At 64.9% G+C, this 15,110-nt stretch carries 15 protein-coding genes; 5 read left to right on the forward strand and 10 right to left on the reverse strand.

All coding sequences use genetic code 11. The annotated features are described in order from the left end of the window. The 3 genes from HWX58_RS05050 to HWX58_RS05060 are packed head-to-tail and all read right to left on the reverse strand — an operon-like array spanning position 1 to position 3,119. Positions 1–1,080, reverse strand: coding sequence for an acyltransferase family protein (locus HWX58_RS05050; RefSeq protein ID WP_175985922.1), 1,080 nt, complete (start codon positions 1,078–1,080; stop codon positions 1–3). Further along, complete coding sequence (locus tag HWX58_RS05055) at positions 1,077–2,213, reverse strand: NAD-dependent epimerase/dehydratase family protein (RefSeq protein WP_175985923.1); 1,137 nt, start codon at positions 2,211–2,213, stop codon at positions 1,077–1,079. The genes HWX58_RS05050 and HWX58_RS05055 overlap by 4 nt, the downstream gene beginning before the upstream one ends. A gap of 21 nt (positions 2,214–2,234) precedes the next feature. Continuing rightward, positions 2,235–3,119 carry a glycosyltransferase family 2 protein gene (locus HWX58_RS05060; RefSeq protein WP_175985924.1) on the reverse strand — a complete coding sequence of 295 codons (885 nt, stop codon included), beginning with the start codon at positions 3,117–3,119 and terminating at the stop codon, positions 2,235–2,237. Positions 3,120–3,172: 53 nt separating this feature from the next. On the opposite strand from HWX58_RS05060, the gene glf reads away from it, so the two are divergent. Continuing rightward, positions 3,173–4,309, forward strand: a complete 1,137-nt coding sequence (gene glf / locus HWX58_RS05065) for a UDP-galactopyranose mutase (RefSeq protein ID WP_175985925.1) — start codon at positions 3,173–3,175, stop codon at positions 4,307–4,309. A 28-nt stretch (positions 4,310–4,337) separates the two neighbouring features. Here the strand turns inward: glf and HWX58_RS05070 are convergent, their stop codons facing one another. Beyond that, positions 4,338–5,504: a nucleotide sugar dehydrogenase gene (locus tag HWX58_RS05070; RefSeq protein ID WP_175985926.1), complete on the reverse strand. Its 1,167-nt coding sequence runs from the start codon at positions 5,502–5,504 to the stop codon at positions 4,338–4,340. A gap of 130 nt (positions 5,505–5,634) precedes the next feature. Here HWX58_RS05070 and HWX58_RS05075 point away from each other — a divergent pair, with 130 nt between their 5' ends. Continuing rightward, complete coding sequence (locus HWX58_RS05075; protein ID WP_175985927.1) at positions 5,635–6,429, forward strand: ABC transporter permease; 795 nt, start codon at positions 5,635–5,637, stop codon at positions 6,427–6,429. Further along, positions 6,429–7,166 carry an ABC transporter ATP-binding protein gene (locus HWX58_RS05080; RefSeq protein WP_175985928.1) on the forward strand — a complete coding sequence of 246 codons (738 nt, stop codon included), beginning with the start codon at positions 6,429–6,431 and terminating at the stop codon, positions 7,164–7,166. Before HWX58_RS05075 ends, HWX58_RS05080 begins: the two co-directional genes overlap by 1 nt. A 2-nt stretch (positions 7,167–7,168) precedes the next feature. On the opposite strand, the gene HWX58_RS05085 is transcribed toward HWX58_RS05080, so the two are convergent. From HWX58_RS05085 to HWX58_RS15045, 6 genes are all read right to left on the reverse strand, one after another. Next, positions 7,169–7,765: a hypothetical protein gene (locus HWX58_RS05085; protein ID WP_175985929.1), complete on the reverse strand. Its 597-nt coding sequence runs from the start codon at positions 7,763–7,765 to the stop codon at positions 7,169–7,171. Continuing rightward, the gene (locus HWX58_RS05090; RefSeq protein ID WP_175985930.1) at positions 7,765–8,718 is read right to left on the reverse strand and encodes a glycosyltransferase; all 954 of its coding nucleotides are present in this window, start codon (positions 8,716–8,718) and stop codon (positions 7,765–7,767) included. Before HWX58_RS05090 ends, HWX58_RS05085 begins: the two co-directional genes overlap by 1 nt. Beyond that, on the reverse strand, positions 8,715–10,625 hold the full coding sequence (locus HWX58_RS05095; RefSeq protein ID WP_175985931.1) for a glycosyltransferase: 1,911 nt from the start codon (positions 10,623–10,625) through the stop codon (positions 8,715–8,717). The genes HWX58_RS05090 and HWX58_RS05095 overlap by 4 nt, the downstream gene beginning before the upstream one ends. A gap of 99 nt (positions 10,626–10,724) precedes the next feature. Then, entirely contained in the window at positions 10,725–12,029 is a 1,305-nt protein-coding gene (locus HWX58_RS05100) for an O-antigen ligase family protein (protein ID WP_250646105.1), read from the reverse strand. After that, complete coding sequence (locus tag HWX58_RS05105; protein WP_250646106.1) at positions 12,026–13,138, reverse strand: O-antigen ligase family protein; 1,113 nt, start codon at positions 13,136–13,138, stop codon at positions 12,026–12,028. Before HWX58_RS05105 ends, HWX58_RS05100 begins: the two co-directional genes overlap by 4 nt. Next, the gene (locus HWX58_RS15045; protein ID WP_250646107.1) at positions 13,075–13,446 is read right to left on the reverse strand and encodes a hypothetical protein; all 372 of its coding nucleotides are present in this window, start codon (positions 13,444–13,446) and stop codon (positions 13,075–13,077) included. The genes HWX58_RS05105 and HWX58_RS15045 overlap by 64 nt, the downstream gene beginning before the upstream one ends. A 53-nt stretch (positions 13,447–13,499) precedes the next feature. Here HWX58_RS15045 and manA point away from each other — a divergent pair, with 53 nt between their 5' ends. Together manA and HWX58_RS05115 are read left to right on the forward strand one after the other, a co-directional pair. Further along, on the forward strand, positions 13,500–14,627 hold the full coding sequence (gene manA / locus HWX58_RS05110; RefSeq protein WP_175985932.1) for a mannose-6-phosphate isomerase, class I: 1,128 nt from the start codon (positions 13,500–13,502) through the stop codon (positions 14,625–14,627). Positions 14,628–14,752: 125 nt separating this feature from the next. After that, a complete protein-coding gene (locus tag HWX58_RS05115) occupies positions 14,753–15,070 on the forward strand; it encodes a WhiB family transcriptional regulator (protein ID WP_175985933.1) in 318 nt (105 codons plus the stop codon). Positions 15,071–15,110 lie beyond the last annotated feature (40 nt).

Below are 15,110 nucleotides of genomic sequence, written 5' to 3' on the forward strand. Positions count from 1 at the left end.
TCAGGAGGCGCTGGAGTGCGCCGGCACCGCGGTCCTGCCGCGCGCCAGCCGCATCACAGGTCGCTCGACGAGGAACCAGCTCGCCAGCGCGAGCAGCGTGGTCGCCACGGCAGTGATCAGGATGTACACGACGATTCCGAACTGCGCGCCGCCGAAGATGAAGATCAATTGCTGCATCGGCCAGGCGTAGATGTAGAAGCCGTACGAGATGTCGTTGCGGGCGATCCAGTCGGGTTGCCGCACGACTGTCGACAAGTAGAGCAGGGCGTAGCAGAGGAACGGCGCGGCAAGCGGTCCGCCGGCGATGGGGACGAGCACCATCAGCACAGCAGCGATCGGTGCGGCGATGAGACCCAACAGCGGCACGTACGACCAGCGCTGAATGATGAGATAGACCAGCGAGCCCCCGAGGAAGTAGGGCAGCAATCGCGCGAGCAACTCGAAATCACTGTCGAGTCCACCCGTCGTCCCCGTTGCCATGAGAATTCGCACGGCGATCGACAACGCCCAAAGCCCGGCGGTGAGCAGTACAGAGCGACGGAACACCGCGAGCCCGCCGAGAACCCAGACGATGAGGTAGCAGACGAATTCGAAGTACAGCGTCCACAGCGAGCCGTTCCACGTGTTCGCGTACGGGACTGTGCTCAGCGACTCGCCGATCGCATAGTGGTCGATGTGCAGGAACAGGTTGCCCCAGACGTATTCGAGGGGAGTGGGCCCGGTCGTCGCATAGCCTGCGAGCGAGCCGTGTGCAGCCAGCATCGCGATCGGTCCGAACACGGCGGCTGTCAGTAGCAAGCAGATCACGAACGCAGGCATGATGCGGGCGATGCGGTGCACGAGGAATGCGCCTGCGTCGGTGCGCAGGCGCGATCTCGTGATCAAGAAACCGCTGATCACGAAGAAGCCGATCACCGCCCACCCGCCGAGATTCTCACCGTTGAACCCTGGAGACCAGTCGTAGCCCGCGGTGTAATACGCGTGCGCGATCAGGACGAGAGCCGCGAGGATCAGACGGAACAGGTTCAGGCTGTTCGTGCGGAAGGGGAACTCCCGCGGCTCGTGCAACGCGCGTGTCACTTGAGCAGGTTCCGCTCCGCCATCTCATCGAGCGAACGCTGGTACGAGTCCTGCTCGACGGGCTCGGTGAGCACCCACTGCGCGAAGGCCGCGACACCGTCCCTGAAAGAAACGGCGGGGGTGAACCCGAGCTGGCGGCTCATCTTGCTCGTGTCGGCGATGTTGTGCCGGATGTCGCCGAGGCGGTAATTGCCGGACACCCGAGTCGGGACTTCTCTGCCGAGTCCCGCGAACAGCGCGGAGACGACCTCGTTGACGGTGGTTCCGACGCCAGAGCCGACGTTGAAGATCTCACCGACCGCCGCGGGATGAGTTGCCGCGAGGAAGGTGGCCTCGACCACGTCGTCGATGTAGACGAAGTCGCGGCTCTCCTCGCCATCCTCGAAGATGTTGATCTCCTTGCCTTGGCGGATCAGCGTCGAGAAGATCGAGAGGATGCCGGTATACGGGTTCTTCAAGGATTGTCCCGGACCGTACACGTTCTGGTAGCGCACAGAGGTCGCGTCGATCCCCAGCGTGGGGGCGACGGTCATGATCAGCGCTTCCTGCATCTGTTTGGTGATGCCGTAGACCGACGACGGGTGAAGCAGTGCTGTTTCATCAGTCGGCGTCAGCGTGAGCGCGCCTTCGCCGGGGTGATGAACCTCGAAGTCGCCAGCCGCCATGTCTGCATCGGCCCGATGGCCCGGGTAGACGGTTCTGCCGTCCTCTGTGAGGTAGGCGCCTTCGCCGTAAATCGATCGTGATGAAGCGATGACGACGCGTTGCACCGAGTGCTTGTCGTTGGCCAGGATGTCGAGCAGCTTGGACGTGCCGCCCACGTTCGTCGCCGTGTACCGGTCGATCTCATACATCGACTGGCCGGTGCCGGTCTCGGCGGCGAGATGGATGACGATCGTCGCCCCTTCGAGTGCGCGCCGGAGGTGGTCAGGTGAAGTCACACTGCCTTCGAGGACCGTGGCGACTTCACTGACGTCGCGGAGAAGGGGAGAGGTGGTGGCGGGGTCGTCGCCGTGCACTTGCTTCTCGAGCGAGTCCAGGACCGTTACCCGGTGTCCGTCTCGTGCGAAGCGGCGCGCCAGGTGCGAGCCGATGAAGCCCGCTCCGCCGGTGATGAGTACCTGTTCGACCATGAATGGGACCTCTCGGATGTGTCAGACGGCGAAGATATGGGCCAGGGTCGACTTTAGCCCAGCGCGGTCACCGTGCCGCAGAACGCCAGGGACTTCGGTCACCGCATGTAGGCGTCCCAGGAGCCGCACGCGAGCGACCCTTGCTGTGCGGCGCCACCCTCGCTTCTTAGCCAGTTCACGAGCGAGCCTGTAGTAGGACCGCTCATCGCGGAACCTGCGCCCGTCGAGCAACGTCTTCTGCGATGCGCTCGAGCCGTGGCGACGGTACGAGAACGCGAGCTCGGGCGTGTACACGAGTGCGCCGCCGTCGAACGCGATGTCGATGAGCAGTGCCAGATCCTGAATGATCGGCAAACCTTCGCGGAAATCGATCCGGCGCAGGGTCTCGGTGCGGAAGGTGAGCGAGGGCCAATAGAGCCAGTCGCCGCGGAGCAGGCTCGTAGCCATCTGCTCGCCGGCCAGCACGCTCTCACCGCCGCGGGGCGTCAGGACGCTCCGCTTGATTCGGTCGGCGAGCGGCCGGATCACCGAGCCGTGCTCATCGATGACCTGAGCGCCGGGTTGGATGACGTCGGCCGCAGGGTGACGATCGATCGCTCCGAGGATCACGTCGACATAGTTCGGGTGCAGCAGATCATCGCAGCCGAGGATCGTGATGTGGCTGGCCGTCGCGCGACGGATCGCCTCGCGATAGTTCTCGGTGATGCCGAGATTGGCGGGGTTGCGCAGGTAGGTGATGCGCGGGTCCGTCTCGGCGGACAGCCGTGCAGCGACCGATTCGTCGGGGTAGCAGTCATCGATGATGGTCAGCTCCCAGGCGGGATTGTGCTGGGCGCGGACGGAGTCGATCGTCTTGAAAAGAAGGTCAGGGTCACCCCAGAAGGGCACGAAGATCTGCAGAGTCATGGCTTTGCCATTCTAGATTCTTTGCGCTGAGCGCCCGCCGGTACGCTGGAAGTATGGATCTCCTCGTCGTCGGGTCGGGTTTCTTCGGCCTCACCATCGCCGAGCGCGCCGCTGAAGCCGGCCGCAAGGTCACCGTCATCGAACGCCGTTCGCACATCGGCGGCAACGCCTACAGCGAGGCCGAGCCCGAGACGGGCATCGAGGTCCACCGGTACGGAGCTCATCTGTTCCACACCTCGAACGAGACGGTGTGGGAGTACGTGAACCGCTTCACGACGTTCACGAACTACGTGCACCGCGTCTACACGAACCACAAGAGCGTCGTGTATCCGATGCCGGTGAACCTCGGCACCATCAATCAGTTCTTCCAGGCCGCGTACTCGCCGAACGAGGCGCGGGCTCTGATCAAGGAGCAGGCTGGCGAGTTCGACGTCAAGACGGCCCAGAACTTCGAGGAGAAGGGGATCGCTCTCGTCGGGCGGCCGCTGTTCGAAGCGTTCTTCCGCGACTACACCGCCAAGCAGTGGCAGACAGACCCGCACAAGCTCTCCGGTGACATCGTCAGCCGACTGCCCGTCCGGTACAACTACGACAACCGGTACTTCAACGACACGTGGGAGGGTCTCCCCACCGACGGGTACACCGCGTGGCTGGAGCGGATGGCGGAGCACCCCAACATCGATGTGAAGCTGAACGTGGACTTCTTCGACGAATCGCAGCCCTTGAACAAGAAGGCGCTCGTCGGTCAGGTCCCGATCGTCTACACCGGCCCCGTGGACCGGTACTTCGACTACACCGAGGGCGAGCTCAGCTGGCGCACGCTCGACTTCGAGCAGGAGGTGCTGCAGGTCGGCGACTTCCAGGGCACCCCGGTGATGAACTACCCCGACCTGGACGTCCCCTTCACCCGCATCCACGAGTTCAAGCACTTCCACCCCGAGCGCAAGGACGTCTATCCCACCGACAAGACCGTCATCATGCGCGAGTTCTCGCGATTCGCTGACAAGGGCGACGAGCCGTACTACCCGGTGAACACGCCCGCCGACCGCGAGCGCCTGCTGACCTACCGCGAGCTGCAGAAGGGCGAGAAGGACGTCCACTTCGGCGGACGCCTGGGCACCTATCAGTACCTCGACATGCACATGGCCATCGGCTCGGCGCTGTCGATGTGGAACAACACGCTCTCCTGACGCGGCCAGCGTCCGACCGCTGGGCTGCTCAGTCGCGACCGTAGATATCGCGGGTGTAGACCTTCTCGGCGACATCGTCGAGCACCGCCACGCTTCGGTTCGCGATGATCACATCCGACCGGCGCTTGAACTCATCGATGTCCGCGATGACCTCCGAGTGGAAGTACTCGGCCTCCTGCAGCGTTGGCTCGTACACGATCACGGGAATGCCCTTGGCCTTAATCCGCTTCATGATGCCCTGGATGGCCGACTCCCGGAAGTTGTCGGACCCCTCCTTCATGATCAGGCGATATATGCCCACCGTCTCGGGGTTGCGGGCCAGGATGTCGTCGGCGATGAAGTCCTTGCGAGTGCGGTTCGCATCGACGATCGCCCCGATGAGGTTCTGTGGAACATCTTCATAGTTTGCAAGCAACTGCTTGGTGTCCTTCGGCAGGCAGTAACCGCCGTAGCCGAATGACGGGTTGTTGTAGTGCGATCCGATACGCGGATCCAGCCCCACGCCGTTGATGATCTGTGCCGTGTTCAGACCGCGCGAAGCCGCATAGGTGTCGAGCTCGTTGAAGTAGGCCACGCGCAGGGCGAGATACGTGTTCGAGAACAGCTTGATCGCCTCGGCTTCGGTTGCCTCCGTGAGCAGCACCGGCACCTCGGCCTCCAGGCTGCCTTCGAGCAGAAGCTCCGCGAATTGCTGCCCGACCTCGCCTCGGTCGCCGACGACGATTCTCGACGGGTGCAGATTGTCGTACAGCGCGCGACCCTCGCGCAGAAACTCGGGTGAGAAGGTGATGCTCGCACCGGGATGAGCAGCGCGCAGCGACTCGGTGAAACCTACGGGAACGGTGGATTTGATCACGATCCGCGCGCGCGGATTGATGCGGAGTGCGGTCGCTACGACGCCCTCCACCGTCGACGTATCGAAGTGGTTGGTCTCCACGTCGTAGTTGGTCGGTGTGGCGATCAGCACGAAATCCGCCTCCGCATACGCGGTCTCCCCATCGAGACTTGCTGTGAGATCGAGAGGCTGATTGGCCAGATAGTCGGCAAGCTCCACGTCGACGATCGGCGATTGCTTTGCCGTGATCTGCGCAATCCGCTCCGCGTTGATGTCGACAGCAGTGACATGGTGGTGACGGGCCAGAATGACCGCGTTCGATAGTCCGACGTACCCGGTACCGACAACGACGATATGCATGAACGCGAATTCCCTTCAACGAGCGCCTGACGGAAAGCCGGCCATCACCAGGGTAGCCCGGACACGCGCTGCACACGATTGAGGCCCCATGTTGCAGAGGCAGGGGCCAAGGATCGTTAGACTCGGAGCCGTGAGTCACGCTGCGGTCGGGGCGCCGGGGACGCCCCGGCGGTATCTGCATTCGCTGTGGTTGCTGTCCGCTCGCGACCTGAAGGTCCGGTACGCGACGAGCCTTCTGGGCTACCTCTGGTCGGTGCTCGATCCGCTGGTCATGAGCGCCATCTACTGGTTCGTGTTCACGCAGGTGTTCAAGCGCGACGTCGGTGAGGATCCGTACATCGTCTTCCTCATCAGCGCGCTGCTGCCGTGGGTGTGGTTCAACTCGTCGGTGTCGGACTTCACGAAGGCGTTCAAGAAGGATTCCCGCCTCGTGCGTTCCACCAACATCCCTCGCTCGATCTGGGTGAACCGCATCGTGCTGAGCAAGGGCATGGAGTTCCTGTTCTCGTTACCGGTGCTGGCCCTGTTCGCGATCTTCTCCCCGGGCACGCAATTCGGCTGGGGCATTCTGTGGTTCCCTGTCGCGGTTCTCCTGCAGGTGGTGCTTCTCGTCGGCCTGGGGATGCTCGTCGCCCCGTTGTGCGCGCTCTATTCAGACCTCGAACGCACGACCGGGCTGATTCTGCGGGCGCTGTTCTATGCGACGCCGATCATCTACAGTGTTTCGAACTTGCCCGGGCCGTTCGAAGTGATCGGGTCATTCAACCCGTTGGCCGGGATCTTCACGATGTATCGCATGGCGTTCTTCCCCGATCAATGGCACACCAATACCGTGGTGATCGGCGTGGTCATGAGCCTCGCGATCTTCGCACTGGGCTGGTGGGTGTTCCGCACTCTCGAGCGTCCCGTGCTGAAGGAGTTGTGATGCAGGCAGCTATCGAGGTGCAGGGCCTCGGCGTGCAGTTCCGACGCAACCGCCGTGGCCGCCGGAGCTTCAAGGATCTCTTCGCCGACGCCTCGCGACGCAGTCGCCCCGGGGAGTTCTGGGCGTTGCGCGATGTCTCGTTCACCGTGCAGCAGGGCGATTCGATCGGCGTGGTCGGTCGTAACGGTCAGGGCAAGTCGACGCTGTTGAGGCTCGTCGCGGGAGTTCTGCTGCCTGACGAGGGCTCGGTCACGGTGCACGGGGGAGTGGCGCCCCTGATCGAACTCACCGGTGGTTTCGTCGGCGACCTGACCGTGCGTGAGAACGTGCGACTGACCGCGGGGCTGCACGGCATGGCCAAGGCCGAGATCACGCGGCGCTACGCCGACATGATCGCATTCGCCGAGCTCGAGGACTTTCAGGAGACGCCCTACAAGCACCTGTCGAACGGTATGAAGGTCCGCCTGGCGTTCTCGGTTGTGTCACAGCTCGACGAGCCCATCCTGCTCGTCGACGAAGTGCTCGCCGTTGGCGACAAGGCCTTCCGTGAGAAGTGCTACAAGCGCATCGACGAACTGCTCGCCGAGGGGCGCACACTCTTCTTCGTCAGCCACAACGAGCGGGATCTGCGCCGTTTCTGCAAGCGTGGACTGTACCTGAACAAAGGGGAGCTCGTGCTCGATGCCGGGATCAACGACGTCCTCGACCGCTACAACGCTGACTCCGGCGTGAGCTGACCTCAGAGGCCGACGAGCGCGCGTACCTTCTGCAGAGCCGTGCTTGCTGCCTCGAGAGGCGCGTGGGGATCGGAACCGTTGTCGTAGGCCGCACGAAGGTCGCCGAGCTTCGAACTGTACTGCGTCACCATGTCGCTCCACTCTGCAGCGAGCGAGCTCGGCGCAGGGGTGTCTGACAGCACTGCTGCGTCGTTCTGCAACGAGTCGACGATCTGTGCGCCGAGATCCATGTTGTCCTGCACGAGCTGGAGCCCTCGTACCCCGTCGTCCAGTCGAGGCCGGACCTTCTCGACGAAGACATCCATGCCCGGATCCGCGCGGCGGCGCGAAGGAGCCGGCTCGGATGTCGATGTCGGAGCGGATGTCGGCGTGGGCGTGGAATCCGACGTCGGTGTGGGCGACGATGTCGTCGAGCTCGCGGTCGGGGAGGGGAGGGGAGGGGAGGGCACCGGGCCTCGCGCGGCGCAGAGGAAGAACAGCAATGTGCCGACGATCGCCAAGGCGATCACAGACAGTCCGACGATCAACCAGATGCGACCCTTGTCGCGCTTCTTCTCCTCAGGAAAGATCCACTCGGGGCGGGGCTGTCCGTCGCTCATCAGTCCTCCAATGCGGGCATCGGCCGCCAAGAGCGATCTCGCGCGGCTTTCCCGCCGTCGCGGATGCCCCGGAACAGATTACTGGTACCGCGCACAGTTCTTTCGACGAACACGAGGCGGATCAGTTCTTTGAAGAACGTCGCCGTCGTACCCAGGCCGAAGAGCACCGGGTTGTAGACGCCGTGTGTCCGGTAGTACTGCTTGATGAACGCGCGATTGCGCATGATGTAGTACCGGTAGGCGTTGCTCGATGCGTTCATGTGCCGCACACCCATGTCCCACTGCTTGATCTCGCGGGTGCGGCGCAGCACGAACTCGTCGACGATCACGGCTGTCGTGAGCCGCGAAGCCAGCCAGCCGTACATCTGATCGTCCCAATAGATGAAGAAGCGCGGATCGGGGAGCCCGATCTGCGACACGATCGAACGATGGATGAACATGCCCTCGAAGCATCCGCTGTTCATCTCCTTGAAGCCGGATTCGTCGAACCCGGCGGGGGCGAACGGGATCGGGATGCCCATGCGCTCAGCGATCCGGTACTGCCAGTAGAACTCGCTGCCGTCGTAGTCGTAGCGGCGTCCCTGGATGCTCTTGAAGCGCGGCGTCCACCTGCCCATCTTCGCGAGGCCGTCGGGAAGGACCTCGACGTCGTCGTCCATCATCCAGATCCACTCGCTGCCGAGCTCGTAAGCGGTGCGCATGCCCTCGCTGAACCCGCCCGAACCGCCGGTATTGGTCTCCAGCTTGCGGTAGACGATCTCGGCGCCGATCCCATCGCGGAAGGACTCCACGACCTCGGTGGTGTCGTCAGCGGAGGCGTTGTCGATGATGACGACGCGGCCGGGCTTCGGGTCCATGGCGCTGATGCTCGTGAGGAGTCCCGAGAGAAGGTGAGAACGGTTGTACGTGACGATGACGATCGTCGCCGATGCCGGGTCGAACGTCATCGTCATGCCTTCTCCTCGAAGATCCGTCGCCAGGACGCTGGGGAGACGAGATCGGGCAGTGCTTGCCGGTACTGCTTCTGCAGCTCGGGCCACCGTCGTCGCAGCTCTCGGTGCAGGCGCAGTGACTCGCGCAGCATGCGACGGTATTTCCGGCGGTCGCGCGTATAAATATTCTTGCCCGATCCGTCGGCAGCGCTCACCAGGGCGCTGTCGAATGCTGGGACGCGCCACCAGTGCGCATCGTCCTTGCCGAACTCGACCTCGGGCTGTTCAACGTTCGCCGGGTTGGGTTTGTGCAGCCAGTGCGCGATGAGCGTGACGAAAGTGAAGCGGATCAAGCGCAGCCCACGCGGGCTGTCGTACTCATGACGCCGCGACCTTTTGAAGACTTGACGCCCCCGTCGCGAGTGCAGCACTGCAGACGGATCACGGTGAACGGTGGTCTCCGGATACTCGGCTGCGAGTGCTCGAGCTTCCGGCATCGCCTTCGCGAGTTTCGGCACCATGTGGCCGGGGCCAGAGAGCACGTCGCGCAGTGCACGTGCGCGCAGTTCCACCGGGTAGTACTGCATCATCATGAGGTGCTTGAGATCGACCCGGCGACTGTGTCTGATCAGCCGGCCGCCGCGAGGTGCATTCGAGTGCAGGAGCCCCGCGACGATGCGGTTGCGGGCATGGAAGTACGCCTGCCAGTCGATCGAGTCGTCCTTGTTGACCCAGGAGATGTGCCAGAGCGCGACGCCGGGCATGGATACCGTGGGGAACCCGGCTTCGCCTGCCCGGAGGCAGAACTCGGCGTCGTCCCACTTGATGAACGCGGGGAGCGACAGTCCGACCTGTCGGATGGCGTCGAGGGGGATGAGGCACATCCACCACCCGTTGTAGTCGGCATCCATCCGCATGTGCAGGAGTGTTGACTGACGCAGATTCGATGCGCCGAAGTCGTGCGGCATCTCCTCCTGGTACAGGTTGCGCCACATGAACGGCGACTCATCGACGACTTCGGCCCATCCGTGCAGCTTGGGTCGATCCAGTAGATCGAACATATGCCCGCCGACGAGGATCGGCTTTGTCGCGTATTGACCGAACACGATCGAGCGACGCAAGGACTCTGGCTCCAACCGCACGTCGTCGTCGAGCAGCTGCACGAAATCGCTATCAGGGCGCTCCAGAGTCTCGACCATCGCACGGGCGAAGCCGCCAGAACCTCCGAGATTAGGCTGGCGGATCACGTGAAGCGTTTCGCCGAGCTCAGCGGCGACGTCGGCGTATCCTTCCTGATCCGCGACCGATTGGGTGCCCTGGTCGACCAGGAAGATCCGATCCACGAACTCGAGGGCGTCCGGAGAGGCGGCCAGCGCCTGAAGCGTGTCAACGCAGTAGTCGGGCTTGTTGAAAGTCGTGATGCCGAGCGAAGCCTTGCCCGTTCGCTGGGGTGCATGCTCCGTCGTCCACTCGGCACCCTCCAGGACGGCGTGCGTCTCATCAGCGGCGACATCGAACCAGATCCATCCTCCGTCGCTGTACTGAGTCAAGCTGAGATCGAAGTGAGTAGTGGCCTCACCGGCGACTTCCCGTGTATCGACGCGCTGCTGCACTCCCGAGCCATTCGAACGATAGACCAGGATCGTCGCTGGGCCGGTGGTGCGCACGGTCAGACGAATCTTCCGGACGCTCGTCCAGTGTTGCCAGTACGAGGCAGGGAAGGCATTGAAGTACGTTCCGAGCGAGACGCGACGACCGGAGCCGATCCGGGCCCGGTGACGGCCGAGGATGTTGCCGATCTGAGCGCGGTTGGAGACTCGAACAGGCTTGCCATCGATGATCGACCAGGTTTCAGGGTCGGCATACAGCGGTAAAAGATCAGGGTCGTGATCGAGGGGAAAGACGACGTTCTGCAGGACGTGGGTCACGTGAGAGATCTCCGGAATTCTTCCCGTGGGCCGGAACCGGCACCGGACGGGCAATCAGCGGGCAGAGACAGCCTACCCGGGGGACTTGTGGATCCGCGGCTACGCGCCCTCCGGCCCCAGCGTTGGGATCACCCCGGTGTTCGCGGCATCGATGTTCTCGCGCCACGACCTCGACTGCCCGGCGCGCAGCGCACATAGGACGAGCATGAACCATCCGGCGCCGTCGAGGGTGAAGCTCTCGAACATCGAATCCACCGCCAGCGTCACGAGGACCAACGGGGTCCAGGCGTAGACGACCGACCGACGGGCGCTGGCGACCAGCCACGAGCGGACGATCGCCACGCCGCCGAGGAGCAGGAACAGCACGAGGCCGATGATGCCGAGCTGCAGGAGCACGTCGAAGAACGCGTTCAGCGCCGTCTGATGATGCTCGCCGAGCCAGTAGTTGATGTACACGAACGGATACTCGCCGCGGTCCCACGGTCCGAACCAGCCCCACCCCTGGAACGGTTTGACCGCGGAGAAATCGAGGATCTTGTTCCACAGGTCGGCCCTGGTGGAGAAGTCGGAACCGGCGCCCATCCACCGGATGATCGGGTGGCGGAACGCGAACGCGAGCACGAGGGCCCCCACGACCAGCGCGCCCAGCGCCCACTGCACGAACGTGCGCCGCTCGGCCGGGGTGTGCCGCACGATCATGAGAGCTGCCGTGACCACGCCGACGGTGACCGCGAGGACCAGGACGGTCGGCGACGCCGAGAGCAGCGCGAGGAAACCCGCGAGCGCGATCGAAGGCACCGCGATGGGAGCCGCGACCGACTGCGACCGCCACTCGATCACGAACGTGATGAGCGCGATCACGGCCACGAACCCGAGCATGTTCCTCGTGCCGAACAGGCCCTGGATCGGACCGCCCACCGCGAGGTTTCCGGCGATGTCCAGGAACCGGATCGGCACATCGAGGAGGACGCCCGAGAGGATCTCGACGCCGAGCGACAGACCGAGCATCACGCGGAGCGTGTCGCCGATCGCGCGAACCGTCTGAAGGGTGTCCCGGATGTGACCGACCGTGATGGCCATCACGGCGAAGCCGACCAGCCACAGCCAGCTGACGAATGTGTCCGAGCGGTCGGTCGTCCACACGATGCTCGCGAGTGCGAGAGCGAGGAACACGAGCAGCGACGTCGGGGCGATGCGCAGCAGCGAGAGCTCCTCACGGCGCACGAACAGGATCGCGATCCCGAGCACCGTCAGCAGCAGCACGATCGTCGCGTACGTCTGAGGCGAGGTCATCCGTCCGATCGCGAACGACCCGAACGCGGCGCCGAGAACGGTGAGCGTGTAGGCGCGCGCCATCTCGACCGAGCCGAGGAGTCGGGACAGCGCGGCGGCGGCCGACGTCACGGGACGCGCCGAGCCTCGTGCCCGCGCTCGGTGACGCGCGAGCGCTCGCTCAGTCCGACGCCCACCAGAGGCACGGCCTTGAGCTTGAACGAGAACATCACCAGCAGCATCCAACCCCAGAGCATGATCGGAGTGGATTCCGCGAGCCCCTGCACGAGAAGAACGACCGTGAACAGCACGGGCAGCAGCGTCAGCGGCGAGAACGGGCGATCGGCCCGCAGATCCCAGCGCGGGCGATCCACCGCGAAGAACCATGCCCGCCACAGCAGGCTGAGGTACGCGGCAGCCATGAGCACGAGACCGACGACGCCGAGCTGCATGAGCACGTCCAGCCACATGTTGTGCGCGTGGAAGACCGTGATCCCGTGGTCGGTGATCCACTCGTCGAACGCGGGATCTGTCGGGATCCATGGGCTCGAGAAGCCGTTGCCGAAGATCGGATGCTGCGCTGCCCGCTCGAGCACCTTCGACCAGATGACATCGGTGCGCCCCGTGAGGTCCGCGCCGCGGCCCAGGGCCGCGAACAGCGGCTCGCGGAAGACGACGAGCGCGGCGACCGCGACAGCCACGATGCCGCCGCACGTCGCGTAGATGCGCGTGCGGCCTCCCAGCGTGCGGGTGCGCCGGATGAGGATCGCGACGAGCAGGACGACAGCAGCGGCCAGACCGCACAGATACGCGGTCGCCGACGAGGCGCGGAACATCAGATACCCGGCGGCCACGATCCACAGCGCGTGCGTGACCCGCCACCGGGCGCGCACCGCGATCCGCACACCGAAGGTGATGATGGCGAACAGGCAGATGATCGCGAGCACGTTCGAATTGCCGACGATCCCCTGGATGCGTCCGCCGTCGAAGAAGTTGTCGCGCACCCAGTACCAGTGCGGATCGATGTCGCCGTCGGGGAGGGTCGCGAAGTTGGGGAGCAGCGGGTGGTGGAGCACGAGCGACACGGTCAGCTCGAGGGCGATCGACAGGCCGATGATCCACTTGAACGCCGACCCGAGCGCCTGCACGATCTCATGCCACACCAGCGCGTGCGCGATCAGCAGCGCGTTGACGGTGACGGCCGCGAGGGCACCCAGGTCAGGATCGTCGGCAGCCGCCACTGCGACCACGCCACCGACAGCAGCGCGAGGGCCGTGTACGCCAGTGCGGCCCACGGCAGGCGCCGCCACGCGAACGGCTGCGGGCGGCCCTGGGCGAGCATCGGGATGCCGATCGCCAGCGCGCCCAGCAGGAACAGCGCCATGATCACACCGGCGCCGACTTCGCCGACGAGGTTGTACACCGCGGTGTGAGCGAACACGGCGAACAGGACGAGCGTCGCGTACGCGCGCAGCAGCAGATGCCCCGTCGACTCGCGCTCCGGCGCGACGGGCGGGGCTGCCACGGGGTGCTTCGTATACTGCGCCATCGGAATCAGGCTACCGCGCACGACGGCGCCCACCCCCTCGATACGCTGGGGCCATGCTGCTTCGACTCTCGAACGAGCCCCGCGACTACGCCTGGGGATCGTCCACTCTGATCGCCGAACTGGAAAACCGCGAACCCACCGGTGCGCCCGAGGCGGAGGTCTGGTTCGGCGACCACCCCGGCGACCCCGCCGATGTCGACGGCGGCTCGACGCTGGACACCGTCACAGGCGGATCCCTCCCGTATCTGCTCAAGCTGCTCGCGGCCGCCGATCCGCTGTCGATCCAGGTCCACCCCACGATCGAGCAGGCGCACGACGGCTGGGCGCGCGAAGCGCACCTCGCCGCCGACGACCCCCGGCGCAACTACCGCGATGACAATCACAAGCCCGAGCTCATCGTCGCGCTCAGCGACCGGTTCGAGGCGCTGGGCGGACTGCGTCCCGTCGAGGACACCCTGCGTCTCGTCGGCGCACTCGGGTCGTCTGCCGGTCCCGACGCGCTCCGCGAGAGGCTCACCGCGGCAGACGATCCCCTCGGCGGCGCGATCGCGTGGCTGCTCTCGGGCTCGGCGCAGACAGAGGTCGACGACATCATCGACGCACTGGATGCCGCATCCTCCGTGGAGTTCGCCGCCGAGCTGGAGGCGGTCAGGGCCGTCGCCGCGCGCAACCCCGGCGACCCGGGCGTGGTCGTGGCACTGCTCATGAACCTCATCGTGCTGCGCCGCGGCGAGGGCATCTTCCTCCGTGCGGGGCTCCTGCACGCCTACGTCTCGGGCCTCGGCGTGGAGATCATGGCCGCGAGCGACAACGTTCTGCGCGGCGGGCTCACACCCAAGCACATCGATGTGCCCGAACTCCTCTCCGTGCTGGACACGACTCCGGGGATCGTCCCCGTGCTGCGGCCGTCCGCGGACGGTGCCGTCACGGCCTACCCGGTCGATGTCGACGACTTCGCCCTGCGTCGCGTCGGGATCACGGGCGATGCCGTCGAGCTCGACGTCACCGGCCCGACCGTGGTGCTCGTCACCGGGGGAGAGGTCACGGTCGCGGGCTCGGACGGCGACGCTGTCGACGTCCCTGTCGGCCAGGCGGTCTTCGCATCGGCCGACGAGACGGTGCTCGTCCTCGCCGGCACGGGGGAGGCATTCGTCGCCGAGCCCGGCGCGACACGCCGATGACACGCCGTGAACCTTCAAGACTTGCTTGAGGGTTTACGATCCGCGACTTGACCGCGGCGAATGACACGGGTGTAATTAGTGGTGCAAGGCCCAGCGGGGGGCAGTAATAGGGCAAGGAGAACGATATGACGGGTTACCGTTCCGACGTTCCCGAGAACTGGTTTGTCGATCCGGTCAATCTCGGGGTTCCCGGGGTCAGGCGTGCAGAGGTCGATGAGGATTCGGCGCTCGCCTGGCAGACCGACGCACTCTGCTCGCAGACCGACCCGGAGGCGTTCTTCCCCGAGAAGGGCGGCTCGACGCGGGATGCCAAGCGCATCTGCTCGTCGTGCGACGTCCGCGGCGAATGTCTCGAGTACGCGCTGGGCAACGATGAGCGCTTCGGCATCTGGGGCGGGCTCAGCGAGCGCGAGCGCCGCAAGCTCAAGCGCCAGGCCGGCTGACCGCACACAGCTTGGCGGCCACGCCGCACGGGCTGACGAA

Origin of the sequence: Microbacterium tenebrionis (genome assembly GCF_903645325.1) — a bacterium.
Lineage (GTDB): Bacteria > Actinomycetota > Actinomycetes > Actinomycetales > Microbacteriaceae > Microbacterium > Microbacterium tenebrionis.